19 protein-coding genes, 1 other RNA gene and 1 pseudogene are annotated in these 24,459 nt (G+C 51.0%); 5 read left to right on the plus strand and 16 right to left on the minus strand.

All coding sequences use genetic code 11. The features are described from left to right. Window positions 1-13: 13 nt before the first annotated feature. From LZP73_RS07255 to LZP73_RS07265, 3 genes are all read right to left on the minus strand, one after another. Window positions 14-1,468: a protein adenylyltransferase SelO gene (locus LZP73_RS07255; RefSeq protein ID WP_234233800.1), complete on the minus strand. Its 1,455-nt coding sequence runs from the start codon at window positions 1,466-1,468 to the stop codon at window positions 14-16. Window positions 1,469-1,480: 12 nt separating this feature from the next. Further along, on the minus strand, window positions 1,481-1,780 hold the full coding sequence (locus LZP73_RS07260) for a hypothetical protein (RefSeq protein ID WP_234233802.1): 300 nt from the start codon (window positions 1,778-1,780) through the stop codon (window positions 1,481-1,483). Between the two features lie 112 nt (window positions 1,781-1,892). After that, window positions 1,893-2,678: a hypothetical protein gene (locus LZP73_RS07265; protein WP_234233805.1), complete on the minus strand. Its 786-nt coding sequence runs from the start codon at window positions 2,676-2,678 to the stop codon at window positions 1,893-1,895. 453 nt (window positions 2,679-3,131) lie between these two features. Between LZP73_RS07265 and LZP73_RS07270 the strand changes: the two genes are divergently transcribed. Together LZP73_RS07270 and LZP73_RS07275 are read left to right on the plus strand one after the other, a co-directional pair. Beyond that, entirely contained in the window at window positions 3,132-4,040 is a 909-nt protein-coding gene (locus tag LZP73_RS07270; protein WP_234233806.1) for a hypothetical protein, read from the plus strand. A 128-nt stretch (window positions 4,041-4,168) separates the two neighbouring features. Continuing rightward, complete coding sequence (locus tag LZP73_RS07275; RefSeq protein ID WP_234233808.1) at window positions 4,169-4,750, plus strand: YSC84-related protein; 582 nt, start codon at window positions 4,169-4,171, stop codon at window positions 4,748-4,750. 78 nt (window positions 4,751-4,828) lie between these two features. Here the strand turns inward: LZP73_RS07275 and LZP73_RS07280 are convergent, their stop codons facing one another. The 3 genes from LZP73_RS07280 to LZP73_RS07290 all read right to left on the minus strand — a co-directional run bounded on the left by LZP73_RS07280 (window position 4,829) and on the right by LZP73_RS07290 (window position 8,152). Then, on the minus strand, window positions 4,829-5,164 hold the full coding sequence (locus LZP73_RS07280; protein ID WP_326490336.1) for a LysR substrate-binding domain-containing protein: 336 nt from the start codon (window positions 5,162-5,164) through the stop codon (window positions 4,829-4,831). Next, entirely contained in the window at window positions 5,161-7,545 is a 2,385-nt protein-coding gene (locus LZP73_RS07285; RefSeq protein ID WP_234233812.1) for a YgiQ family radical SAM protein, read from the minus strand. Before LZP73_RS07285 ends, LZP73_RS07280 begins: the two co-directional genes overlap by 4 nt. 205 nt (window positions 7,546-7,750) lie before the next feature. Beyond that, complete coding sequence (locus LZP73_RS07290) at window positions 7,751-8,152, minus strand: MAPEG family protein (protein ID WP_234233814.1); 402 nt, start codon at window positions 8,150-8,152, stop codon at window positions 7,751-7,753. A 154-nt stretch (window positions 8,153-8,306) separates the two neighbouring features. Here LZP73_RS07290 and LZP73_RS07295 point away from each other — a divergent pair, with 154 nt between their 5' ends. Together LZP73_RS07295 and LZP73_RS07300 are read left to right on the plus strand one after the other, a co-directional pair. Beyond that, window positions 8,307-9,527 carry a threonine/serine ThrE exporter family protein gene (locus LZP73_RS07295; RefSeq protein ID WP_234233817.1) on the plus strand — a complete coding sequence of 407 codons (1,221 nt, stop codon included), beginning with the start codon at window positions 8,307-8,309 and terminating at the stop codon, window positions 9,525-9,527. Between the two features lie 168 nt (window positions 9,528-9,695). Beyond that, the gene (locus tag LZP73_RS07300) at window positions 9,696-11,369 is read left to right on the plus strand and encodes a ShlB/FhaC/HecB family hemolysin secretion/activation protein (RefSeq protein ID WP_234233819.1); all 1,674 of its coding nucleotides are present in this window, start codon (window positions 9,696-9,698) and stop codon (window positions 11,367-11,369) included. Between the two features lie 172 nt (window positions 11,370-11,541). On the opposite strand, the gene LZP73_RS07305 is transcribed toward LZP73_RS07300, so the two are convergent. From LZP73_RS07305 to LZP73_RS07330, 6 genes are all read right to left on the minus strand, one after another. After that, window positions 11,542-14,607: a putative Ig domain-containing protein gene (locus LZP73_RS07305; RefSeq protein ID WP_234233821.1), complete on the minus strand. Its 3,066-nt coding sequence runs from the start codon at window positions 14,605-14,607 to the stop codon at window positions 11,542-11,544. Between the two features lie 462 nt (window positions 14,608-15,069). Next, window positions 15,070-15,936, minus strand: a complete 867-nt coding sequence (locus tag LZP73_RS07310) for an AraC family transcriptional regulator (RefSeq protein ID WP_234233823.1) — start codon at window positions 15,934-15,936, stop codon at window positions 15,070-15,072. A gap of 407 nt (window positions 15,937-16,343) precedes the next feature. Beyond that, window positions 16,344-17,153 carry a hypothetical protein gene (locus tag LZP73_RS07315; RefSeq protein WP_234233825.1) on the minus strand — a complete coding sequence of 270 codons (810 nt, stop codon included), beginning with the start codon at window positions 17,151-17,153 and terminating at the stop codon, window positions 16,344-16,346. 5 nt (window positions 17,154-17,158) lie between these two features. Next, window positions 17,159-17,983 carry a hypothetical protein gene (locus LZP73_RS07320; RefSeq protein ID WP_234233827.1) on the minus strand — a complete coding sequence of 275 codons (825 nt, stop codon included), beginning with the start codon at window positions 17,981-17,983 and terminating at the stop codon, window positions 17,159-17,161. 5 nt (window positions 17,984-17,988) lie between these two features. Next, window positions 17,989-18,810: a hypothetical protein gene (locus LZP73_RS07325; protein ID WP_234233829.1), complete on the minus strand. Its 822-nt coding sequence runs from the start codon at window positions 18,808-18,810 to the stop codon at window positions 17,989-17,991. A 49-nt stretch (window positions 18,811-18,859) separates the two neighbouring features. Continuing rightward, a complete protein-coding gene (locus LZP73_RS07330) occupies window positions 18,860-20,035 on the minus strand; it encodes a hypothetical protein (RefSeq protein ID WP_234233831.1) in 1,176 nt (391 codons plus the stop codon). A gap of 855 nt (window positions 20,036-20,890) precedes the next feature. Here LZP73_RS07330 and LZP73_RS07335 point away from each other — a divergent pair. Then, window positions 20,891-21,100 (plus strand): annotated as a pseudogene (locus tag LZP73_RS07335) (transposase); the annotation flags it as partial. Between the two features lie 181 nt (window positions 21,101-21,281). Here LZP73_RS07335 and LZP73_RS07340 read toward each other — a convergent pair. The 4 genes from LZP73_RS07340 to rnpB form a co-directional block, all read right to left on the minus strand. Further along, window positions 21,282-21,857: a PIN domain-containing protein gene (locus LZP73_RS07340; protein ID WP_234233834.1), complete on the minus strand. Its 576-nt coding sequence runs from the start codon at window positions 21,855-21,857 to the stop codon at window positions 21,282-21,284. Continuing rightward, window positions 21,850-22,200, minus strand: a complete 351-nt coding sequence (locus LZP73_RS07345; protein ID WP_234233836.1) for an STAS-like domain-containing protein — start codon at window positions 22,198-22,200, stop codon at window positions 21,850-21,852. Before LZP73_RS07345 ends, LZP73_RS07340 begins: the two co-directional genes overlap by 8 nt. Window positions 22,201-22,211: 11 nt before the next feature. Then, a complete protein-coding gene (locus LZP73_RS07350) occupies window positions 22,212-23,189 on the minus strand; it encodes a hypothetical protein (RefSeq protein WP_234233838.1) in 978 nt (325 codons plus the stop codon). Window positions 23,190-24,055: 866 nt separating this feature from the next. Continuing rightward, an RNA gene (gene rnpB, locus LZP73_RS07355) (RNase P RNA component class A) lies at window positions 24,056-24,425 on the minus strand. Window positions 24,426-24,459 lie beyond the last annotated feature (34 nt).

Here is a 24,459-nt window from a genome sequence, read left to right on the forward strand (position 1 = left end):
CCACCTCTCAGGCTTAACTGCTGCAGGACATGATCAGCCCCTGACCCCATTCCGGCGGCCGTTTGGCAAAGGCTTCATGTTCCGGCTGCTCATCGAATGGTCGGCGCAGCAATTGGTGCAAGACAGTCAGAGGCCCAGTGTCCCCCGCCTCGACGGCAACAATCGCCTCCTGCGCCAGATAATTACGCAAGATATATTTGGGATTCACCCTGTTGCGCTCGGCCTGCCAGCGGGGCACATCGGCAACCTGTCCCAGCCGGGCCTGGTAACGGCCAAACCAGCTATCGAAGGCCGCCAGATTGATGAAGTCATCCCTCAGGGGCGAGTGTTTGCAGCCAGGGTCCAGGCTGCCGAAGCGGCGCCAGGTATTGGTGTAATCCAGTTGATTCTGCTCCATCAACACAGTCAATTCACCGACTAGCTGCAGATCCGTCTCATCCTGCTGCGTCTGGTTATCCGCCCCAGGCGTCAGTCCCAGCTTGGCACGCATCAGCTGCAGATAGTGCTGCACCAACTCACCCTGATAGCTGTTGAGCGCGGCAATCAAGTCATCGGACGGGATCAGCGGCGTCAGCGCCTGGGCCAGACGCTGCAGGTTCCACAGGCCGATACCAGGTTGCTGGCCGAAGGCATAGCGTCCCTCGGGATCCGAATGGTTGCAGATGAAGTCTTCCTTGAAGGTATCCAGGAAGGCGAAGGGACCGAAATCGAAACTGTCCCCCAAGATAGACATGTTGTCTGTGTTCATCACCCCATGGGCGAAGCCCACGGCCTGCCAATGGGCGACCAGCCGGGCGGTATCGCGCACCACCTGCCGGAACCAGGCACGATATCCGGCGGCATCACAGCTCAAATGCGGATAATGCTGCTCCAGGGTAAAGTTCAGCAACTGGGTCAGCTTGGCGGCGGCGCCGCGTTCACTGTGGCAGAAATACTCGAAATGACCGAAGCGGATATGGCTGCGGGCCAGGCGTACCGTGATGGCGGCACTCTCCTGGGTTTCACGCCACACAGGCAAGTCCGAGCCTATCACGGCCAGGGCGCGGGTGGTCGGCACCTGCAGATGATGCAGGGCTTCGGACACCAGAAACTCACGCACGGCGGAGCGCATCACGGCGCGGCCATCCCCCTGACGTGAATAAGGTGTGGGACCGGCGCCCTTGAGTGCCACATCCCAGGCGCCATCCGGGCCCATGGCTTCGCCCAGGATGATGGAACGACCGTCACCCAGCCTGGGGGAATAACCGCCAAACTGATGGCCACTGTAGACCTGAGCATAGTAACGGGCGCCTTCCAGCTTGGCGTTACCGGCCAAGCCCTGCAGCAAACTGTCATCGGGCTGCTGCAGCCCGATCAACTGTGCCGCATCCTGACTCCAGGCCAGCCAATGGGGATTGCTCAAGCCGAGCGGCTGCACCTGGGAGTAGAAACCCGGTAACTGGGTGAAAAAATCTTGCTTAAACCGCATCTTGTGTTCCATTTACTGACTGACACTCCGACATTGAAGCCGTTTCTGCTCGTTGAAAGCGCAACGTTCGCCACAGAGATAGCTGCCGACACCGCTGTCGCTCAAACGCAACAGGCCCCTGGCCTTGCTGCGACATTGCGCCAGATCTTCATAATAACCCGCTATCGCCTCCGGGTTAACTGCCTCGGCGGGCAGCTCGGCCCGTTCTGGATAATAGAATAGGGTCCATTCTGGCGTCCGGGTGCATGCGGGAAGGCTGGCGACAGCGACCCACAGGAAGAAAATTCCATACCACCAGCCAACTCGTCTCATGCCGCCCGCCCCGTCCAAACCATGAAAAATAAAAAAAGCGAACCTAAGTTCGCTTCTTGCAAATCCAGTCGCCTCAGATTCTACACTGCCGGCGCCCGTGAGTTTACCGCTTTTATTGCGCCGCCTTGAGTTTTGCCTTCTCTATCCTGGCTATGCGTCCCTCGAAACCTGTCACAGTGCCGTCACTCAAGCCATGCTGCTGTGCCTGTTGGCATAGCTCTATGGCGGTATCGAAACGGCCGCTGTCGTTGAGCAGGGTAGCCAACTGCATGAATCCCTGTCCCTTCTGTTCGACTCCAGGCATCTGCTTTTGCAACTCGGCGAAGACTTGCACATAGTCCGTCGCCAGGTTGGCACCAAAATTCAGATAGTCGGCTTGTTTACGCTGCTTATAGCACTCGCCCAGGGCGCCGAGCAGCGCCTGATGCTTGAGCTGCACGCTCGTCGCCGCCTCATAGTCGCTCATGGCCTGGGTCAGCTGGGGACCGGCCCAGCTCAGGTCGACGCCGGCCGCCGCTGCCGGCTCGGCCTTCACTTCAGGTGCAGCTTCGGCTGCAGGAGCCGGCTCGGGTTCAGGCGTTGGCTCGGATTCAGGCATTGCCTCGGGTGCAGCTGCCGCGGCTGCCACTTCTGTTGCTGCTTCCGCTTCCGGCTCGGGGGCCGGCTCCGCGCTTATTTCTGCCGCCACTTCGGTTGTACTTGTTTGGGGCGCGGCCTGCTCTATCTCTGGCTGGGCTGCCTCGCTCTCTGGCTGGGCGAGCGACTCGACAGTTTCTGCCGCTGTTTTCCGGGCCTCCGGCTTAATGTCACGCTGCTGCTCTTCTCTCGCCAGACGCTGGGTACGGCGGTACAGATACACACCGATAACAACGAGCAAAAAAATAATTATAATTTTCATCGTATTCACCATTGAATGGCCCCATGGACCAAGTATATTCGTAACCTCATTTCCAAACCTGTGGCGACAGGAAACACCACACTCACACGAGCCAATAACGAGCAAAGATTAAGCGCTATTAATAGAGCATACTCTCAGTGTAAATCAAGTGTTTATACATTATTTTCCGCTTGAGTACCAAATACATCCCCAAAGCACTATTTTTGCAAACCCAGGGACTAATTCCTTGGATTACCTGACGGGCCAGGCTGCCCGGCGTCAAAATCCACTGCCATGGCATCCTTGATATCGCCAAGACTGCCAGGGAGGCTGCTGCGGCAAAGGCCCCGCCCCCTGCCGGGTGCCAGGCATGGACACAAACAACTGAACCTCTGCTGACGCACACGGCCTCGGATAAACAAAATTAATTTGCAGCCGCTATTATCCCTGCTATAACAAAGACGCGAGGTATAGATGAACGAATTCAGCGACTTTTTCCTGCAGGCTTACTGGTGGCTTTCCCTGCTAGGGGGACTGCATTGCCTGCTGTTGGCATTCTATATCCGGCATATCTATCGCCGCGCCTTCGACAGCCGCCATCTGCTGGCCAACATCTTCAACTTGATCGCCCTGTATTTCTTCACCGGCATGTTGACCCGGGAAAACAGTCCCATTCCCCTGCACCTCTTGATGACCCTGTTCATTCCCGTGTATTTCCTGCTCATGCCCTCCCTCTATCTCTACTGCAAGCGTTTATTGGGATTGAACAAACAGGCATCTGGATTATCCTGGCACTTCTTGCCCGCCCTGATCGCCATGTTGTCGGTCACAGTCGCCCTGCTGGCCAATATCGACCTCACAAGTAAAGCGGCGTTCATCCGCATCTCCAGCTTGGGAAACCTGGGGCATTTCAATGTGCTTGGCGCCGTGCTCGTTGGGCTCTTGACCCTGCAGACAGGCCTCTATGCCCTCGCCATCATCTTCATGTTGGTCGACTATAAATCCAGCCAAGCCAGGCGCCATAAGGATGAGTTCAAGGAGATCAAGTTTCGCTGGTTGCTGGTGCTGACCCTGGGCGTATTGGTGAACTGGCTGATCCGTGCCCTGTTGGTGATCTTGCCCTTCTATTTCGGCGATCAGCTCTCGACCCTGTCCCTGGCGGTGACCCGCCTGAGCATGCTGCTGACTGTCTATATCCTGGTGCTCTATGGCCTGAAGCAGATCACTCAGGTGGCCTATCTCAGGGGGCTGATGAGTGCCAGCAAAGAGGGCCCCCCCAAGGAGCTGGCACAGGTGCTGAGCCGGGAGGAATTCAACTACCTGCAGACTGTGTTGGAGGAAACAGACACAGACAATGGCGCCGCTCCCGAGGATAAGGAATAACGCGCCGGGCCAAGCCCATTCCTGCTACTTAGCTGAACTCTGGCTGACCCCGGCTCATTTAGGGCTGTCTTTTCGGCTGCCCGGGGGTAAGCTTATTCAGGTCAACCCACGTTTTTTTGGAGACTCGTATGAAAGGTTTTTACTCAAGTGCCGTCATCTGCTGCAGCCTGCTTATCGGCATGCTGCTCGCACCCATGGCGAGCGCGGCCGACAGTTACACTGAAGCTCTGCAACGTTTTCAGCAAGCCCAGGAGACCCAAAGGTTTTTCAACAACGCCTACGGTTACGCCCTCTTCCCCACGGTTGGCAAAGGCGGCTTCGGCATAGGCGCCGCCTATGGCAAGGGGCGGGTCTTTCAGGGGGGCGTGTATCGGGGAGACTCGAGCCTGACCCAGCTATCCATAGGCTTCCAGCTCGGCGGTCAGGCCTACAGCGAACTCATCTTCTTCAAGGATGCCAAGGCCTATAACGACTTCACCGGCGGCAGTTTCGAGTTTGGTGCCCAGGCATCAGCAGTCGCCATCAATCTCGGCGCCAACGCCCAGGCAGGCACTACGGGTAACTCGGCCGGCGCCGGGCAGGCGGGCGCCGACAATGATGCCGCCAAAGCCTCCTATATCAATGGCATGGCAGTCTTTACCATGGCCAAGGGCGGGCTGATGTTCGAAGCCGCCCTGGCGGGACAGTCCTTCACCTTCGAGGCCAAATAAGCCGGTCCCGTCCATAACAGCGACCGACGAGAAGCCAATAGGGGCGGTCCAATTGCGATCGCCCCTTTCATTCCCGGCTCAGCCCAGCGACATTCCCTGAACCCTGGCAAGCCGCGCGCTCAGGCGTTCGACCAAGAGACGAAGCACCAGGGGGAGCTGCTGCCGATAGCCATGCAGGGCATAGACTCGGCGCGATGGCCCGGCATAGTCGGGCAACACGCGCTGCAGACGACCTTCGGCCAGCGCCGCGGCGACAAACACACTAGAAACCAAGGCAATGCCGGCGCCGCAGAGGGCGCTATTCACAGCCCCCAGGGAAGTGTTGACCCTCAGCAGTCGGCTGCATAAAAATGGCTGCCATTGGCAGCCATTTTTTGAGTTTTCCGGGCTAAGCGCCTTCTTTGTCGGTCTTATCTGGACTTATTTGGACTCATCTGGACTTGTTTGGGCTTGGCGGCCCTGGGCTTATTGCCGTTGGACTGGCCTCCCTGCGACTTGGCTGCCTGCTGCTGTTTCGCAAGGGCGCTGCCGAACGGTGCCTTGGCGCCTGGCCTGGCCGGCTTCTTGTTAGCATCCGACTTCTTGCTAACATCCGGCTTCTTGTTAGCATCCTGCTTTTTGTTAACATCATGCTTGGCTGTGATGCCGGCACCTTTCTTGCCCTGGCCCTGGCGATCGGCGAACTGATCGGCGCTGAAACGGGTGAAGGCCTTCTGGCCTTTACCGGCCGCGGCGCCCTTTTGCCACTTCTCGTTGCGGGACTCGGCCGGTACCAACTGCCCCGGACCATTGCCTATCAGATCTTCCCGGCCCATGGCGATCAAGCCTTCGCGGATCAGCGGCCAGCCTGCCGGGTCGTGATAACGCAGCAAGGCCTTATGCAACCGGCGCTGACGGCCCTTCTTGGGCACGCTCACCTGCTCGCTGTCATGCTTGACATTTTTCAACGAATTCAGCTCAGTATGATAAATAGTGGTCGCATTCGCCATGGGTGAAGGATAGAAGTTCTGCACCTGATCCAGCCTGAATTTCTGCCCCTTGAGCCAGAGCGCCAGGTTCACCATGTCCTCATCCGTGGTACCCGGATGGGCCGAGATGAAGTAAGGGATCAGGAACTGTTCCTTGCCCGCTTCCTTGGAATACTTATCGAACAGTTCCTTGAACTTGTCGTAGGTACCCATGCCCGGCTTCATCATCTTGCTGAGCGGCCCTTCTTCGGTATGCTCGGGGGCGATCTTCAAATAGCCGCCCACATGGTGCTGCACCAGCTCCTTGACATAGCGCGGGTCTTCGATGGCCAGATCGTAACGCACCCCTGAGGCGATCAGGATTTTCTTGATCCCTGGCACATCCCTGGCGGCACGGTACAAGTCTATGGTGTGCTGGTGATCTGTGTCCAGGTGGCCGCAGATGGAGGGGAACACACAGGAGAGGCGACGACAGGTCTTCTCGGCCTTTTCGCTCTTGCAACCCAGCCGATACATGTTGGCGGTCGGGCCGCCGAGATCCGAGATAACCCCGGTGAAGCCAGGTACCTTATCCTGAATATCCTTGATTTCCTTGACTATGGATTCCTGCGAGCGACTCTGGATGATGCGGCCCTCATGCTCGGTAATGGAGCAGAAGGAACAGCCACCGAAGCAGCCGCGCATTATGTTGATCGAGGTCTTGATCATGTCATAGGCAGGGATCTTGGCCTTGCCATACACAGGATGGGGCACCCGCTGATAGGGCAAGTCGAAGACAGCATCCATCTCATCTGTATTGAGCGGCCAGGCCGGCGGATTGACCCATACGGCCCTGTCGCCATGGGGCTGAAACAGGGCGCGGGCACAACCCGGGTTCTGCTCCTGATGCAGGATACGCGAGGCGTGGGCATAGAGGAATTTGTCTTCCGCAACCTTCTCAAACGCCGGCAGCAGCACATAGGTTTTTTCCCATGGCTTGGGCCTGGGCGGCTGCACGCTGATGGCCTTGGGAGCCTCGTTATCGAAAATCTTCACCTCCGAGGGACCCGAGAGATTCTGACAGCCCACATCGTCGCCGCCATAGGGATTGGGCAGGGGCTCTATCTTATGCAGCTGATCCAGCTTGCGTGAATCCATGCCGCGCCATTCGGCCAGCGGCTGCTTACGGATCACGGCTGTGCCGCGGACATCGTGGAGTTCGGTCACTGCTTCACCCGCCGCCAGGCGTCGTGCCACTTCGGCCAGCGGCCGCTCGGCATTGCCATAGATGAGCAAGTCGGCCTTGGCATCGAAGATCACGCTGCGGCGCACCTTGTCCGACCAATAGTCATAGTGGGCGATGCGGCGCAGGCTGGCTTCTATGCCGCCGATCACCACAGGCACCTCCTTGAAGGCTTCCTTACAACGCTGGGTATACACGGTCACGGCACGATCCGGACGCTTGCCGCCCACGTTGTCCGGCGTGTAGGCATCGTCCGAACGCAGGCGTCTGTCGGCTGTGTAGCGGTTGATCATAGAGTCCATGTTGCCTGCGGTCACGCCGAAGAAGAGGTTCGGCCGCCCCAGCTGCATGAAGGCCTCTTTGCTCGACCAATCCGGTTGGGCAATGATGCCGACCCTATAACCTTGGGCCTCGAGCATGCGGCCGATCACTGCCATGCCGAAGCTGGGGTGGTCCACATAGGCATCACCCGTGACTATGATGATGTCACAGCTATCCCAGCCCAGCTTATCCATTTCCTTGCGGGACATGGGCAAGAAGGGGGCTGTGCCGTAGCATTCGGCCCAAAATTTAGGATAACTGAAAAGTGTCGATTCAACTTGCATGCATTCAACCCGAGAGTCTGAGATCACCTGGAGACGACAGGCTAACCCGGCATCCATTTAAAGGACGCGGAGTATAGCAGGCTCCAGATCATAAGTGTGACTAAAAAAGCAACAATTGCCGGCTTTTTTGCCCGGGACGGCCCGGGTGCCAGGGAGGTTCCAGATCCCATGGGCACCCAAGCCGGTCATAGCAAACGGCGGCAGGTTATGCCAGTGTCGCCATGGAGATGACTAGGTTAATCACCACCAGGGTCAGGATCACAGTCCAGGTCAGCAGGACTCCCCAGAAGCGACCGAAGTGATAACCGCCGCGGCCCAGATTCAGGCCTATCACATGCAGCAGACGGGCGACCAACCAGAGGGAACCCAAGGTATGCAGGTAGTGCTGCGACAGGCCATTGGCCTCCGCCAGCATCAGCAGCAGCAGCGCCATGGGGGCATTTTCGAGCAGGTTAGCGTGCACCCGAATCGCCAACTCCAGCGCGGCGTTATCCGCACTCCCCAGGCCAATCTTGAGCTTACGTCTGAGCCTGACCACCCTGTAAGCCAACACTAGGAACAACAAACCGGTTAAGCCGGCGTACAAACCCGATACCATCAACGACATCTCTACTCCCTGGCAGCAGTTAAAAGACCAATATATCCCGCCATAGACAAAATAAGGCATTTTATTTTACTTAAGCCTAAAAGCCGTTAACCTTTGACGGCAAGATAGGTTAATATGCGCGCGAATTCCCACTTCCATACAGTGAACCGCCCAAGTGGACAACCAAGAGTTTTTAGAAAAACGCCGATTTATCATAAAGCTAGGCAAGGCATTGCACAAGTTTGGCACCCCGGCCTACCGCCTGGAGGCGCATCTGCAGACAGTGTCCGCGACCCTGGGCATGGCCGGCTATTTTCTGATCTCGCCGACGGCCATGACCTTCGTGTTGCAACATGACACAGATCAGGAATACAACCATGTCGCCCGTGTCAAACCCGGAGAGCTGGATCTGGGCTCGCTGGCCCGTACCGACGAACTGGTCGATGAACTGACCTCGGGCAAACGCACCCTGGCCGAAGCACTGGAACGCCTGGAAGAAATTGCCAACAAACCCAATCCCTATGGTTCGCTGCTGACCTGGCTGTCATTCGGCAGTTCGGCGGGGGCCTTCGCCATGCTGATGGGAACCAGCTGGAACGACGTCTTCTGGTCCGCCCTGCTGGGGCTCCTGGTCTATGGCCTGGTGTACCGGGCCGAGCATTCCAAACGCATGGCCGAAACGCTCGAACCGCTGGCGGCGATCGTCTGCGCCATCTGTGCCTGCGCCATTGCCACCTTCGACCCTTATATCAACCTGCCCGTGGTGATCCTCTCGGGCATCATCATCTTTATTCCCGGCCTGGCCTTGACCCTGGGGCTGGCCGAACTGGCGGCAAGAGACTTGATCTCTGGCACGGCGCGCATCATGGACGCCGTCATGTTGCTGTTTAAACTCTATTTCGGCGCCGTGCTCGGCATGGCGATCGGCAAGGCCTTGTTCGGCGAGGCGCTGCATCTGGATCCCGCAGCCTTGCCGCGCTGGGCCATTTGGTCGGCCGTGCCCATATTGTCCATGGCCCTGGTGATCATCTTCAAGGCCAGGTTGAAGGATTCTCCCTGGGGTGTGCTGGCCGGGATAGTCGCCTTCTTCTCCGCCATGCTCGGCGGCATCTATCTGGGTGAGTCTATCGGGATCTTCTTCGGCGCCTTGACCGTCGGCATCTACTCCAACCTGTTCGCCCGCTGGATGAAGGCCCCTGCCTCCATCGCCCTGCTGCAGGGCATAGTGATACTTGTGCCCGGCAGCAAGACCTACATAGGCCTCAACGCGCTGATCTCGGGGGAGACCATGCTGAACCAGGCACACATAGGCTCGCAGATCTTCCTTATCTTCATGTCGCTCATCGCCGGCCTAATCTTCGCCAATGTGGCAGTCCCCCCACGCAGAACACTCTAACTCACTGGTTTAGTTATCGAACCGGCGCATGGAGCGCGCCTGCCCCCCAGAGGTTGTGGACTTATTTACTGACCCAGCTTGACTATTGCGTCATTCCTATGTGTTATTAAATTGTCATCTTCGGGCGTGAATCCACTCCCGAGGCTCAATGGATTTGGGGGTAGCCGGATGCAGAAAACCGAGTGCTGTGTTTGCCCGTTACTTCTCTGTGTGCTGATACAGGGGCATGCGGTTGCACAGCCGAGTCAGCCGGAGCCGCCCCAAAGCTCAATTTCAACCCAAACCCCTGCCTCAACCTCAACCTCAACCTCAACCACCAAAGTCGCCGGCAAAATAGTCGTAGTCAATCACGCTATTTTCGATGAATCCCGGCCCGATGCCTTCTTCATTCACAGATGGGCCAATTATCTGCATATCAATACCCGCGACTTCGTGGTGCTCAACAAGCTGCCCTTCAAGGAAGGCGACCGAGTCACCCAGAAAGATCTCGATGAGGCCCAACGCCTGCTGCGGGCCGAGCCTTACTTCAGAGATGCCAGGCTCAGTTTTACCCCAAAAGATCCGGCGGTTGCAGGCCTGCCGGCGGAACAGGCTGTGTTGATCGAAACCTGGGATAACTGGTCACTCCTGCCCACGATAAACTTCAGCAGCAACGGGGGCGAGAGTAAATACTCAGTGGGGATGAAAGAAGACAACCTGCTGGGGCTGGGGGTGCGCACCCGGGTCAAGTATCAGTCAGATGCCGAGCGCAGCGGCTATCAATTTGCCTTCGAGACCCCACTCAATGTCATTCCCTACTCGACCCTGAGTGCCGATTTTCATGACAACAGCGATGGTCAGGCAACCCATGTGAGTTTCCTCAAGCCATTCCACACCCTGGACAGCCGGGATCTGTATGGGGTCGAGTTTCTGGATGAGCGCCGCATAGACACCCTGAAACAAAATGGCAAAGACATCAATGAATTCGACCATGCCATCGATTATCTGAATCTGAGCTACGGCCGACTGCTCAGCAAAGAAAATGCCCATCTGTCGCGCTTCATCCTGGGTGCGACCCGGGACAAGCATGAATTTGACAACATTGCCGACTATCCCGACTCGCCACTGCCCAGGGACCGGGATTTCCTCTACCCTTGGGTGGCCTATGAATATCTGCACGATGATTTCAGGGTGTTGAATAATGTGCATCTCATCAGCACCAATGAAGATTTCAACCTGGGCTGGCACCACTATGTCCAGCTGGGACTGGAACTCCAGGACACCAGAGACGGCCTGCCGGGCCTCCACCTCGACTGGCGCACCCAGAGAGGCTACCAGGATAGGCAAGAATTATTGTTGCTGGAATTTCTCGGCGCCGCCCTGTTCAACACCCGGCAGAAAGATTTCTACAACCTCAGTGCCCAGGCCGAGTATTTTTACCATATCAGCCCCAAGTGGACGGCTTATTCCAAGGCCAGACTGAGCAGCTCCAGGCATAATTTTCTGGACAATACCTTCGCCCTCGGCGATGAAACCGGCGTTCGGGGCTATCCCAACGACTATCAGCACGGCGACAATCAATGGCTGTTCACCCAGGAATTACGCTACTACCCCAACATCAACCTGTATCAGCTCGCCGAGCTGGGCTGGGCCGCCTTCATAGATGTTGGCCAGGCCCTCGGCGGCCCGGATGACAACAACGAGACCTCGGGCCCCATAGGCAGCCTGGGCATAGGTGCCCGCCTCTATTCCTCCCACTCCAGCTATGGCAATGTCGCCCACATAGACTTGACCTTCCCCTTCACCCAGGGCGACGAAGTCAACGGCTGGGGCTGGCGGGTACTGGTGCGCACCCGCTTCTGATGCCAACCGGCGCGGCAACTCACGCCAATATGTCCATATAAAGTTGGTTATTGGATATGAAAATACCCCGCCAGGCGGGGTATTTTTATCGTATCTCAACAGTCTTGTTGGCCTCTGCCCAACACTCGCAGTCGTCTTCGGCGGTTAAGGCGCGGGAGTCACACTCCCGGTGTTAATGGAACTTACGGCGCCACGCCACAGGCAAGAGAAGCAGAGCAAAATAACCCAAACTGCCACCACCCGATGAATCCTTGGTCGTGACATTGACTGCCACTGGCGCACTGGTAGACAGGCCCATTGAATCTGTCGCATTAATCAGGGCTACGGTTTTACCCCCGGCAGTGCTGCTGCCGGTGATCACGCCGGCGGCACTCAGACTGAGCCCAGAAGGCAAGCCGACAGCCGAATAACTCAGGCTCTGCCCGTCTGCATCAGAAAAGGCCCCGGCGATATTAACCGAAATGGTCTCGCCTTCAGCCACAGAGATGTCGCCCAACCTGCTCACCTTAGGCGCAGAGTTAACCTGGATATTGGCCGAGAGTAATGCCTGTGCCCCCAGGCTGTCGGTGACGCTAACCTGTACCCTATACTCACCGGCCTCGGCTAACTTGCCGGAAATAATGCCATGGGTGTCGACAGCAAGTGGACTCTGTCCCTCTTTGGCAAAGGTAAAGCTATTACCTTCCGGATCTGAAACATAGTCAGCCAAATTGAGCATGATATTCTCGGCAGGGTTGATCCAGTATTTGGGTATATCGGCAATCAATGGCGCAACGTTCGCATAATAGGGAACGGATAACTCCAGTGTCATATTACCGCTGTCTGTCACTACGACATTAACATCGCCAGAACTGCTGTACTTGGTCTCCAACGTCAGCATGCCGGCATCACTGAGAGTGGCATCCGCAGGAAGATTGTCAGCACTGAAGGAAAGCACATCCTCAAGATCGGCATCGAACACGTAGTCGGCAAGATTAATCTCTTTCTTCTCACCTTCATTGGCCAACACCGGCAGTATTGCTGTGGCTTGCACCGGGCTGGAAGAGAAATCGGCGACCATGAGGCCGTAACTGGCATAATTGAGACGGACACCCACTATTGCCTGTTGCTTCAAACCGTCACCATGAACAATATTGAAATGCTCAAAATTGGATATCCCATAGTCTTCCGCCGTCGACTGAGTCAACACCTTCCAACTGCCGCTGTCGCGATCTATTCCGTAAGTGAACAAGCTACCGTAACTTGTACTATAGGCGTAGTCTTGAGATACGAAAGACAAATTATCAACCTCAAGATTGGCAACGAATGACGTAGACATAAATGACAGGCTGGCATCTGAATTGACTTTATAGCTGCTGACTGTAGTGCTGCTGATGAAATAAATGGCATTTCCGTTTATGACAACCCTGGCATTGCCTGGTACTGAGCCGGATAAGTCATGCCCTTCATCCAAGTCAACATCTTGATTATTTGTGTCCAGATCTACCCAGTAGAATTTACTGTTATTTGCATCCCAAAAGAATGGTTTCCCGGCTATCGACGCGAACTGTCTTCCATAAGGGTAAGAGCCGCCTAAAAGAGAAGCATCCAGAGTATCTATTAAAGAGGCATTATCTTCGCTGTCCAGGCTGAAGAAGCCATAATTTCCGGAATCAAGCTGGAACATAGCAAAATTGTTCGCTTTGTCGAAAAAGACCATGTCACTGTTATAATATAAAGCATTGCCTGCGGAATTGAGGGATTTGACGTCCCCTGTCACTGTACCATCGGCAGCAACAGTCAACACCATATAGTCTTGCTCGCGCCAACTGCTATCGTCAGAGAACTGTCTTCCGGTAATAAATATCTTGTTGCCGGAAACAGATATGCCTCTTATCTGTGGATTCGCAGTGGCTGCTACACCAAGTTCACTCCAGCCGGCAGAAAAGCTAGATTTATCGGCGCTGCCATCCGACTTTACCGTAGCAACGCCCTGGCTGTTAACAACAACAACCAGGCCCAATGTCTCGATAAACACCTTATGGCTGGCATATTCGGACAGCTTAGGCAGGTTCTGCTCTCCATCTGCAATACTGTTTTTCACGGCGTAATCGTAGGCATTATCCCCTTTCATATATAAGTTAAGCTTGTCACCATCGTTTATCCAACCGACATTCTCACCCTGCACTATGGTGTTCAGGTCCACACCGATTTCTGCCTTGGCGTTCAATGAAAAAGATGGCGTGGCACCATCATTGAAGTCATATAACTCAACATTGCTGCTATATTTTTGAACGAGCAGTTTGCCCTCTACCCAGCGATAATTGTTTGATGAAAGATAGGTATTGAAAGCATCATAGGTGCTGGTTTGATACTTCAGGGAAGTTGTTTTTGAATCAAGATGGTAAACATTGATATTGCCGTTTTCTACATAGAAAATATTGTTGGTTGCCGCATCATATTCAATTTTTTGTATGGATTGACTACTGTAGCTGCCACTTCTCGGTAAGCGGGAGAATTCTGTGAATACCTTGGTAGCAGGGTTAAACTTATACGCCACCAGCGGATCTGTTACCGAGTAACTCTCTCCCCGTCCAGCAACCAACAACATGTCATGGGGTTCATCAAACTTCACGTCGTATATTCTGCTCGGTATATTATCGTCAGCATCCAGCGTTGCTATCCCGGTCAGAGCACCTGTCGAGGAGTCTCTGGCAGCGATGGCAAGCCATCTGCCATATGACCCCTTGAAGAACAGGTAATTACCGCTATCTGACAACACAACAGTGCCATTGTCAGACATCTTCTTGTCACCGATTGAGTCGTAACTGTATTTTTCAACCCACTTTTTCTCTGTCGCATCAAATGCCATTACGACTAACTTACTTTCCGAGTTGGCGATATAGCTCACATATAAATAATTGCCATCGTTACTCATTTCAATGCTGTAGTTAGGGTATTCAGTCGCTCCCGGAACAAGCTGTTTACCAAAATAGCTGATGGTATTGTCTTTATTTGCCAGAAAAGTATGAATGTATGTCGATTCTTTTCCTACCACAACTCGGCCACCGGCATAAATTGTTTCAATATTATGAATGCCGCCTTCTTCAATCATGCTACCGCTGGAGACGGCAAGCTGGTGTTGCATCTGGGCTTTGATGGCCTCGGTTTGACTCTCATCAAAAATCACCGCGTGAGCCTTGAGTGGCGCCAATAGGCTAAGCAAGGTAAGAACAAAATGCGATTTACGCTTCAACATATAGTCAACTTCCATTTATCAGTAAAACAGTCCAAAAAATACATTTGCATATCTGGTATGATTATTAAACTTCAAACCCTATTCTTTGCTTAAATTGCTGCATGTTTTCTTACTTGCGGCCATGCAGCACTCACTCGCCGATACTAAGGTGAACGAGCACGAGCTTTCAGGAATTAAAACGAAATGGGAATAAAATATTTTGCGCGACAATGTAATGAAATGATTGTAAAAAATCAACTCAAAACAACATTTTAATTACATTTGTATTGTACATATCAGTTACTTTCTTGCCATATGGAGTGTGAGCATTCATATCCAGCCCACACACTCTCAAGTTCCGGCTAATAAAAAGCCCACCTGTCATCAGCCAAGCGAGCTTTTTGTGGACGGACAATCACGATCTCCGCAGCTTGACCCACTTCTGACAGAACTTGCGGCTCAGTTGGGAAAGAGGGGCCACTGCTATTTCAGTGAAAAATAGATGTCCGTTATCAATTCATGCTCCGCGACTTCGGGGAAAAAATTGATGTAGTGGAAGTAAAGCGGAAAATCGCGCAGCTCCTCACCACTCTTGGGTAACCACTCGCGGTAGAACTGGTAAATCTTGTCATCCATCTGCTCGTGTGGGCCATGATGACGAATCACGGCGCAGCGCCCCCCGGGGATCTCCTTAGTGACCACCCGATACTCGTTGTCAGCGACGTCTTGACTGACCGAACCGCAGATATCGAAGCGGAAAGCCTCGGGAGCCACGTTATTGGGATCGTTGTAGGGAATACCTAGGGTCTGGCTGCTGGTGACCGGCGACTCCTTACTCTGCTTGCGCCAGGCAATAAATTGCTGAATCGATTGGTTCAGGGATGTGGGGCAGCCTTGGTGTTCGAGGGCTGCGATTTTAATGGCATCGCGTTGGGTTAATGTTACCTTCACTTTATCTCTCCTTGTCAGTTTGACCTTGGCATATTGTTGGCTCCAGTGCGCCCATTCGGGGGTTAACCTGAATTGAGATGGTGTCTGGGCAAATACATTCTTGAAGGCTCTGGAAAACGATTCGCTATTCTCGAAACCTGCATCGAAAGCTATGTCGGTGATCCTGAGTTCCGGATGAAAAACCAAGCGGTATGAAGCACGCTTGAGTCGCATCATTGAAATGTACTTGCCCACATTTATGCCGGTAAACACCTGAAATTGACGATGGAAATGATATTTAGAGCAGTGCGCAACCTCACTGAGTCGCTCCAGTGTCAGAGGTTTATCCAGATGTTGCCCTATGTAATCGCATACGGCTTCGATTCTGGCGCAGTAAACTTGGTTTGCCTGTTTATTCATATCCATCTCTTCTCAAGTGCCAAGTCATTCTGCAACCTGAAGACAATCACTACCTGACAGATATTGCTCAATCCTGGCCGACAGTACAAACCTAATTAACGGCCCGCAAGATTCGGCTGGCCGCTAGCGGCCGGTCTGCATGAAAACCTGCATGTGATACCCGAGCGCTCATGCAGACCTTTTTAAGAAACTGAAGCCGGCAGCGTTTTGCCGTCTTGTGCGGCGACACGGCGAATCAGGCATCGGCTTCGGGCTTATAAGCGGGGAAAGGGAAAGATCACTGGATGTCGAAATAGGCATCCCCGGGTGCGCTGTGACGCTGTGGCGCCAAAGCATCCATACATACGCAAACGCACACAAAACATGCACAAAAGCCCACCCGGGTGTGCTCATCGGCATTCAAGCCACTACATATCGCTCGCCAATAGCGGCTCAAGCTTCTGCAGTTTAATCTGTTGCATCATGGGCTCAATAGCGGCTTCGGCATCCTTATACCAAGGTTTGGTATTGTCGGACATGTTGGGAGTGAGGGTAAAGTCGGCCATCAGGTACCAACCTGACTCCAATAGGCAAGCGTAAACATATTGTTTTTTAATGTCTCTGACTCTCAGCTCTATATACCGTACCCATTCAACCTGATTAAAGTTAAATACCTCATATTCGGTGATCTTAGGATAGCCACGATTTCGCATCTTTTTGGAGATGAGTTCTTGTTTTTCCTCTTCGGTGAAGGGCGTCGCCCGTCTGGCAGAGTGCGCTTCGACCTCATTGATAATTTTGGTATTTGAACCTAGAGCATATTTGCCTACTACGGGTGAGTTGTAGTAGCCATTATACTGTTCCAATAAGGCCTGCCCCAGCTCCGCAGCACTCTTAGGTGGAAGCTGAGCTGGATCTAATTTTCCCAGTATCAGGTTTAAGCGTAAATCCCCCTGCTCACCACGAAAAGGCGTTTGTACCAAGGGCCAGAAATACCAATACGCCTCATGTAAAGGAATATATTTTGAGTGGGCTATTTGCCGATAATTATCCTCAAACCAATTAGCTTGCTCCAAGGGATAGTTGACTATCTTGGCTCTGGGAGGCTTAGGCGGATTACACACGGGCAACTGAAATGACAGCTTGAACTGCTCACCCAAGTAGTAGCTTTCAGTATACGTCTGATTAAAATCTGGGCCACCGCGATAGCGGCGCAATAATTTCAGGATCTCGTTCATAAAGGCTACTGTGCCGCCAACAGATTATCGCTCGCCAATAGCGGCTCAAGCTTCTGCAGTTTAATCTGTTGCATCATGGGCTCAATAGCGGCTTCGGCATCCTTATACCAAGGTTTGGTATTGTCGGACATGTTGGTACTGAGGGTAAATTCGGCCATCAGATACCAACCATCTTTAAGTAGGCAGGAATATACGTATTGTTTATTCATTTTTTGGGTTAGTACTTCAATATATCGTACCCACTCAATCTGATTAAAGTTAAACACCTTATACTCAGTGAGCATGGGGTAGCCGCGATTTCGCATTTTTTTGGAGATGAGTTCTTGTTTTTCCTCTTCGGTGAAAGGCGATGCGCGTCTGGCGGAATGCGCTTCGACCTCATTGATAATTTTGGTATTCAAACCCGCGCCAGTTTCCTCATTGGGCTCGGCATTATAGTAACCGTTATACTGATCCAATAATGCCTGCCCCAGTTCCGCAGCATTTTGAGGCTGTGGTTGAGTTGGATCCAATTTTCCCAGTGTCAGATTTAAGCGTAAATCCCCCTGTTCACCACGAAAAGGTGTTTGTATCAAGGGCCAGAAATACCAATAAACCTCATGCAAAGGTATGTATTTTTGGTGCCATAGTTGGGAACAATTCTCCTCAAACCAATTAGCTTGCTCCAATGGATAGTTGACTATCTTGGCTCTGGGAGGCTTAGGCGGATTACACACGGGCAACTGAAATGACAGCTTGAACTGCTCACCCAAGTAGTAACTTTCTGTGAAAGTCTGATGAAAATCTGGGCCACCGCGATAGCGGCGCAATAATTTCAGTAGCTTATTCATAAAGACTATGGTGCCGCCAACAAGTTATCGCTCGCCAGCAACTCAAGCTTCTGCAGCTTAATCTGCTGCATCATAGGCTCAATAGCGGCTTCGGCATCCTTATACCAAGATTTGGTATTGTCGGACATGTTGGTACTGAGGGTAAATTTCGCCATCAGATACCAACCATCCTTTAGTAGACAGGCATACCTGTATCGCTTATTCATTTTCCTAGTTATTACTTCTGTATATCGCACCCACTCTGTCTGGTTAAAATTGAATATTCTATACTCAGTAATATAAGGGTAGCCGTTACTTTCCATGATTAAATCGATTTGTTCTTGCTTTTCCTCTTCGGTGAAAGGCGTCGCCCGTCTGGCGGAATGCGCTTCGACCTCATTGATAATTTTGGTATTCAAACCCGCGCCAGTTTCTTCATTGGGCTCGGCATTATAGTAACCATTATACTGATCCAATAATGCCTGCCCAAGTTCCGCAGCATTCTTAGGGGAAGGCAGGTTAGGATCTAACTTTCCCAGTGTCAGATTTAAGCGTAAATCCCCCTGCTCACCGCGAAAAGGCGTTGGTACCAGAGGCCAGAAATACCAGAATGTCTCATGAATAGATATGTATTTTTGGTGCCATAATTGGGAACAATTCTCCTCAAACCAATTAGCTTGCTCCAAGGGATAATTGACTATCTTGGCTCTGGGGGGCTTAGGCGGATTGCACACGGGCAACTGAAATGACAGCTTGAACTGCTCACCCAAATAGCAGCTTTCAGTATACGTCTGATGAAAATCTGGGCCACCGCGATAGCGGCGCAATAATTTACGTAGTAGTGTCATATAGCCGCCTTATGGGGTGAATATTGATCCTTGGCTCATAAGTTATCATCTAAGTGTGTTTTTCCATGTATTTTAAAACATCATTGGCACGCCTGTGATTTCCAGCAAAGCGCAACTGAGCATGATAGGACTCCAGGCCCAAGAAAGGCAGGGTATGAGGGCTGGTCGTCTCGGTGCCGAGGAAGGTTAGGCCCATAAACTTCAGACTGCGGGCCAGACTGCTGGGCGAAAGATCATTGGTCCCCGCCAGATTCGGCACTATATCGAAGGGGTTACTGCGTTCATTGACGACAGTCATGCCTATTGCTGTCGCGGCTTGCTTTAACCTGGGCAGCCAGGCCCCAGGAGAATGCACAACGACTCGATGGCAAGTTAAGGCACTGGTATAGCTTTTACGGTATTCCTCCAGGGCGGCGCTGAAAATGATCGCCCCCTGACTATGCACCACCCACTTGGTTTTTTGGCCTTTCTGTTGCGTCTGTTGCAAAATAGCCGCTAAGTGCTGGGCATTCTGTGACTTGGTACCTTGGCGCTTATCGAATACACATTCGACCACATCGTAGAACATGCGATCCGTGGGATTGTGGAACAAGGTATAGGTTTTAAAATCATCCTCAGGATAGGCTACATCTAAGTGAGTCCCCATCAACCATCTAGCCTTATCGAGTTCATTTTGCATGCCATTAACTGCGGCATGCTGGGTGCTGACTGCCGAAGTTGGCTCAGGCAGCCCCCAGGTGTCTTTCACTTTATCTAAATCATCGCTATCCCAAGCACCATTGAAATTTATCGCACCAGGAATCCTATTTATCTTATACAGCATATTCCTTTCGAGGCTATGTCTCGTCTTGGCCCCCGTAACACTTCTATCGAAATAAATATCGTGAATGATAACTTGGCCGTTGGCACCAATTTTATAGTCAATCAAATAATGATAGGACTGGAATTGCTCCTTGCTGCGCCACAGGCGTTTAAAGGGGAGCTTGCTGTGTTTGATTGAGCTGCAACTGCCGGGATTGTTACAGACATGAGCGATCTCTTTCACTACCTTGCGCTGATCGAAGTGATTGAGATTTGCCAGCATGGCCAAAGCTTGCTGGGTAATGAAAATGCGGGCGCTTTTTAAACTGATGGGGTCGCAAGCTATGCCATATGCCTGCGCGGTTTCGGCGTCTAAGCCAGTGTAATCGAATGCGGTTGTTTTCCCTGAATGCTTCCAAGCCATAGTAATTTACTCCATGTAATCCATTAAGTGCGACATATTAATGAATAATTTTCGGTAAATCCAACGTTAATGCCTAATAAAGAGTCAGGACCGCCACATCACGCCTGCCTCCCCTATGTCAAAGGAAGACCCCCTTCTCCACGGAATACGCAGATAAGAATGCCGTGGCGACACAAGTGATGATGGCGCAGACTCAGAGGCGCATATATGTACCATCTGAGCCGTCAGGCGATTTTAGCCGTGGGTGTCGTGCAGGGATGCACTAATGTCGTGATGACAGGGATGTCATCGGGCAACCTTTCGTACTGCTCTTATTTCAGGTGCATCAGTGACACGCCGGCTCTTGATCTCAAAAGAGTCATCCTTGTAGGCTCGACGGCGACATCTGCTGACCAAGGAGGGGCGAATGTCGCGATGGCAGGGATGCCATGGAGCGACCATGTCGCCAACGGTCACTGGCGCAACAGTGCCAGTCTGGTGTCCCCATTAGCACCCGGGAAACTGTCGAACTATGAATTGCCGATAGTTTGCCCGCAAAAATATTGTGGATGTTCTATCTCTCGGCTCAACTGAAGCCAAAAGCGACAGCGTTTTTCTGTCTTGTATAGAGACCCGATCATGACCGCACGGCTGTCGGCATTAGTGTCATAAATCACCTGCCGTGAGCTTATGCACTGTTACACCAGTGACACGCCGTGAACTCCTCCCTGAGGGCTCGACGGCGACATCCATGTCGCCAACGGTCACTGGCGCAACAGTGCCTGTTTGGTGCCCTCATTGGCATCAGAGCCACTGTGAAATTTGCGACTCTTTGACCAATTTATCGCAAGAAGTGTTATGGATGTCTCATCTCTTTTGCTGGATGTAAGTCTGCAGGAGGACGCCTGCCAAATCTATCGGGAGAATGCAGCAGAAAATTTGGCTGGTCTTCGTCACATGGCACTTAACATGCTGCGCGCCGAAACAACCAAGATCAGCGTGCCGATGAAGCAGAAACGCTGCATGATGAAAACCGACTTCCTAGAACGCGTATTATTAGCCGGTTTTGCCTCTATGGCCAATTAACGCACACTCATGCGGATGCCCTGGCCCTATCCTAGTGTACACATTGCCACTGAAGTAATTATAAAATTGTGTTCTTCGCTCATTTTCTCGCAAGAAGTGTTATGGACGTCTCACCTCTTTTTTGGCTGTCCTTTCTCTTGTTTTTTGGTGGCCATTATATTTCCTCGCCACTCAACAAACTCTAATTTAACATTTTATTATTTGCAGTATAAATAACAATAGAGTCAGTGCTAAAAAAGTCGGAATCATCAGTCAACATATGAGAAAAACCTTCTTTAATCATGATTTGACATAAAAAGGCGTCATACGGATCTAATATTGAATTGTTTAAATTATTGTGAACATCGTCAACGAAACCTTTATCTAATTTAGAAGGTATACATTCCGAAACAGATGTAATACCTTGCCAAGCCATGAAAATTTCTTTCAGAACTTTCTCTCTCTCCTCAGGAATCCTCCTAAACTCTTTCTTTGAAACATTATGATTTACCTTGCTTACATACCTTTTGTATTCTATAGTTTCTATTAAATGTGCCAATTCTGAATATGATAGAGGACAATGATATAACGTTGCTCCTTTATCTAGGACTTTCTCTATGAACTGAGGATATTTTTCTATTTGGTATCTTCGAGGTGCATCTGCATTACACATTTCATTAGAAGATGCATAAGTAAACCAAAACCAAACATTTGTATCAACAAAAATTTTATCAGTTCTTTCAGGTCGATATGTGACTATATCAATAACATCACTCATATTCGTCACCTACATCAGCATCTTTTATAGCTTGTGAAAAAGAATTCTTATTTTTATAGAAATTTATTGCATTTGAAATAACATGATTTAATAAATCTCGGCCTACATCGCTTAAATTTTCCACGTTCAATCTTTGTAACAGTGTATTCACATCAACATCTTTAAGCAATAAACCAATTGATGCATTGAAAAATGGTGAAGCAAATAGCTCCACTTTATTAAAATCGAGTTCCACCCCCTCTCCTTTAATTACTTTAGATGAAATTTTAGAGTATAACTTTGTTCCACTTTGTAAAGATATTGCATTCTTTCCAACGATATCAAAAACAACTATTCTATTCATTTCAATCCACCTTAATAGAACTTATGCTGCTCATTTACACTTTCAGAAAACAACCTATAATGTCGATTGTCACAATTAATTTGAATGCTAACCATTGTCCCATTAAATTCATACTTATTTTCTGAAATTTTGTAAGGTTCTCCTTTAGAAGAAATAGCACTAACGCCATTACTATAAACCCTAATGACCCCTAAGTTAAGCTTTACAAATTCATGAAGCAAATCAAACCCCAAACCCCTAGGCATATCAATACCTTGGCTATCAGTCCTCGTGGAATTCCCTCTCATCAAAGCCCAATTCATCGCTTCTTTTTCATCTGTTATACCAGGATTAGCATTTCTAACATTTGTAATAATACCTGGACCAAAGTCAACCACGCTTAAATTAAGCTTCCGTTCTTTTTTATCATATTGACCACAGCTATAGACACCTAGCTGCCTAATATTCTGGATCGATGTCCCGTGTCCATAAGCATTCATGAATATTTCAAAAATACGACTAACTATAGCCTCTTTCAACCTAGGAGTAATGCTAAGTTTTTCTGCTGACAGCCACTTTTCATTAAGATGGAATGCAATTTCATCTGCATCAAGAAGGCTATTGTGTTGTCTATACCCTATATAATCACCTGATTTATAGCCTTGGAAATTTTCTTGAGTAAAATGATTCAAGAAATTATTTTCAATGAGTTGATTTGAAATCAATTCACTCATTGAATCAACTTTAAACATAACACCAGCAGAATATAATGCTTTACTTCCAATTACTCCTCCAATACTTCGTGACGCTAAGGAGTTCTGATAATTTACAAATTGTGCAAGCCCCCCTAAAATGACAACACCATTATGATCTATTCTTGCGCAGCCCTTGAAATCAAAATCAAAATGTTGTTTAGGATTATCAAATACTTCATTCGCAATCTTAAAAATTTGATTGTATCCTCGCTCATCATCCCTTATGGTGGGAATATTTATAATTTTCTTAACCATAAAATCTGTGAACCCTTTACGAAAAACACATCGCAATATATCAAATTTAACGACTTTAAATCAATGTCTTATTGTAATAAAGGCAAAAACCAGAGTTAATTAGACATTTTTCTGCCACCCTCTTGAATTCGGTGCTTCCTAAATACATGAACCTTTTGCAATCATTTTAATCAAATCTTGTAAGCACGCCACAGGATTTGACGCTACATGGGAAAATCTAAGCATCGCATCAGAAATTGGCCTGAACATAACAAAACACTAACCAACAGTAGAGCAAGGACATCCACGACTCTCTTGTAAGCACATAGCCAGAAGAGTGCACTCGATTCCCCATCGAAGCGGCCGAAAGGCGTTGGAGCAGATGAGTGTGAGCGAGGCATGGATGCCGAGCTAGCCTCAGGTGAGCCAGGGATGGCGAATATGAGGCGATAGCTCAGATGCCCATAAGCCTGAGGGGCTCTCCGCTTCGTCGGGGCGTCATGGTGGATGCAAGGAGGATAGGACGAGCAGTCCTCCTTGCTCGGGTGTGGGGTGAAGCCCCACGACTTTGACTTTCATTTAAAGAGCAAACGAAGTTTGCACAACCTTCTCAACCGCAAGGCCGCAATCATCCCAAACAAGGTGTGGATGTCCAAGCCGCCAACTAAACCCCCAGAAAACCACATCCCTTTTAGAATGCAATTTCAGCGTGCATGGGGTGACATGGATGCCCGATAAGCCGAACGAATAACAGACAACAAAATACCGCATCCCTTTCGGAATGCAGTTTCTGCATGCATGAGGTGGCATTGATGCCCGATAAGCCGAACGAATCACAGCAAACAAAAAGCCCGTTTGTCTTTCGACAAACGGGCTTTTTGTTGAATGAGGTGAGTTGGCCGATAAGCCGGGTCCTGTCTTGGACAGTCATTCATCTAGGCCTGCAATCGCTCACAGGCTCAAGCGACCTACCCGGTTCCAACGCGAGCCACGCATTAACTTACCTAAGTAAGTACTGGAACCCTATTTGGTCTTGCTCCGGGTGGAGTTTACCTTGCTACGGACTGTTGCCAGCCGCACGGTGCGCTCTTACCGCACCCTTTCACCCTTACCGACCCGATAAATCGGGCAGGCGGTCTGCTCTCTGTTGCACTTGTCGTCGGTTCACACCGCCCAGGCGTTACCTGGCACCCTGCTCTGTGGAGCCCGGACTTTCCTCCCCGTTCTTGCGAACGCGGCGACTGTCTGGCCAACTCGGCGCGGATTATAGCCTAAGCACCCGGCAGGCACC

It is taken from the genome of Shewanella sp. AS16, from assembly GCF_021412365.1.
In the GTDB taxonomy this organism is placed as follows: Bacteria; Pseudomonadota; Gammaproteobacteria; order Enterobacterales; family Shewanellaceae; genus Shewanella; species Shewanella salipaludis.